Genomic DNA, 1,641 nt, shown 5'->3' with positions numbered 1-1,641 from the left:
CATCGTCCGAAGACTCCGGGCCGGCTTCACGGCCTTAGCATCACCTGGTTCGACGTTGGCGCTTCAAAGCGGGTACGGGAATATCAACCCGTTGTCCATCGACTACGCCTGTCGGCCTCGCCTTAGGTCCCGACTTACCCTGGGCAGATCAGCTTGACCCAGGAACCCTTGGTCAATCGGCGCAAGAGTTTCCCACTCTTGTATCGCTACTCATGCCTGCATTCTCACTCGTGAACCGTCCACAACTCGATTCCTCGGCTGCTTCACCCGGCACACGACGCTCCCCTACCCATCACAGCCTCCGTTGGGAGTATTGCTGCAATGACACGACTTCGGTGGTGTGCTTGAGCCCCGCTACATTGTCGGCGCGGAATCACTTGACCAGTGAGCTATTACGCACTCTTTCAAGGGTGGCTGCTTCTAAGCCAACCTCCTGGTTGTCTCTGCGACTCCACATCCTTTCCCACTTAGCACACGCTTAGGGACCTTAGTCGGTGTTCTGGGCTGTTTCCCTCTCGACCATGGAGCTTATCCCCCACAGTCTCACTGCCGCGCTCTCACTTACCGGCATTCGGAGTTTGGCTAAGGTCAGTAACCCGGTAAGGCCCATCGCCTATCCAGTGCTCTACCTCCGGCAAGAAACACGCGACGCTGCACCTAAATGCATTTCGGGGAGAACCAGCTATCACGGAGTTTGATTGGCCTTTCACCCCTAACCACAGGTCATCCCCCAGGTTTTCAACCCTGGTGGGTTCGGTCCTCCACACGGTCTTACCCGCGCTTCAACCTGCCCATGGCTAGATCACTCCGCTTCGGGTCTTGGGCATGCAACTCAAACGCCCTATTCGGACTCGCTTTCGCTACGGCTACCCCACACGGGTTAACCTCGCTACACACCGCAAACTCGCAGGCTCATTCTTCAAAAGGCACGCAGTCACAGCCCCGAAGGACTGCCCCCACGGCTTGTAGGCACACGGTTTCAGGTACTATTTCACTCCGCTCCCGCGGTACTTTTCACCATTCCCTCACGGTACTATCCGCTATCGGTCACCAGGGAATATTTAGGCTTAGCGGGTGGTCCCGCCAGATTCACACGGGATTTCTCGGGCCCCGTGCTACTTGGGAGAAGCTCAAGCGAGCCGTACAGATTTCGTCTACGGGGGTCTTACCCTCTACGCCGGACCTTTCGCATGTCCTTCGACTACCCATACGGTTTCTGACTCGCCCAGCCGCCGGCAGACGACTGAAGAACTTTCCCACAACCCCCTGAGCGCAACCCCTGCCGGGTCTCACACGCTCAAGGTTTGGCCTCATCCGGTTTCGCTCGCCACTACTCCCGGAATCACGGTTGTTTTCTCTTCCTGCGGGTACTGAGATGTTTCACTTCCCCGCGTTCCCTCCACATACCCTATGTGTTCAGGTATGGGTGACAGCCCATGACGACTGCCGGGTTTCCCCATTCGGACACCCCCGGATCAAAGCTCGGTTGACAGCTCCCCGGGGCCTATCGCGGCCTCCCACGTCCTTCATCGGTTCCTGGTGCCAAGGCATCCACCGTGCGCCCTTAAAAACTTGGCCACAGATGCTCGCGTCCACTGTGCAGTTCTCAAACAACGACCAGACACCCAAACCCGACACCAC

The 1,641-nt window shown here is 57.6% G+C and carries 1 rRNA gene (running past one end of the window); it reads right to left on the bottom strand.

Annotated features, from left to right (window positions below):
* Positions 1-1,578: ribosomal RNA gene (locus tag ABD345_RS39630) — 23S ribosomal RNA — on the bottom strand (it extends 1,627 nt beyond the left edge of the window).
* Between the last annotated feature and the right edge of the window lie 63 nt (positions 1,579-1,641).

The organism is Kitasatospora saccharophila, assembly GCF_039529925.1.
GTDB classification, from domain to species: Bacteria; Actinomycetota; Actinomycetes; order Streptomycetales; family Streptomycetaceae; genus Kitasatospora; species Kitasatospora saccharophila.
Note: the sequence above shows the minus strand (reverse complement) of the source record. Positions and strands in the feature narration are given on the sequence as shown.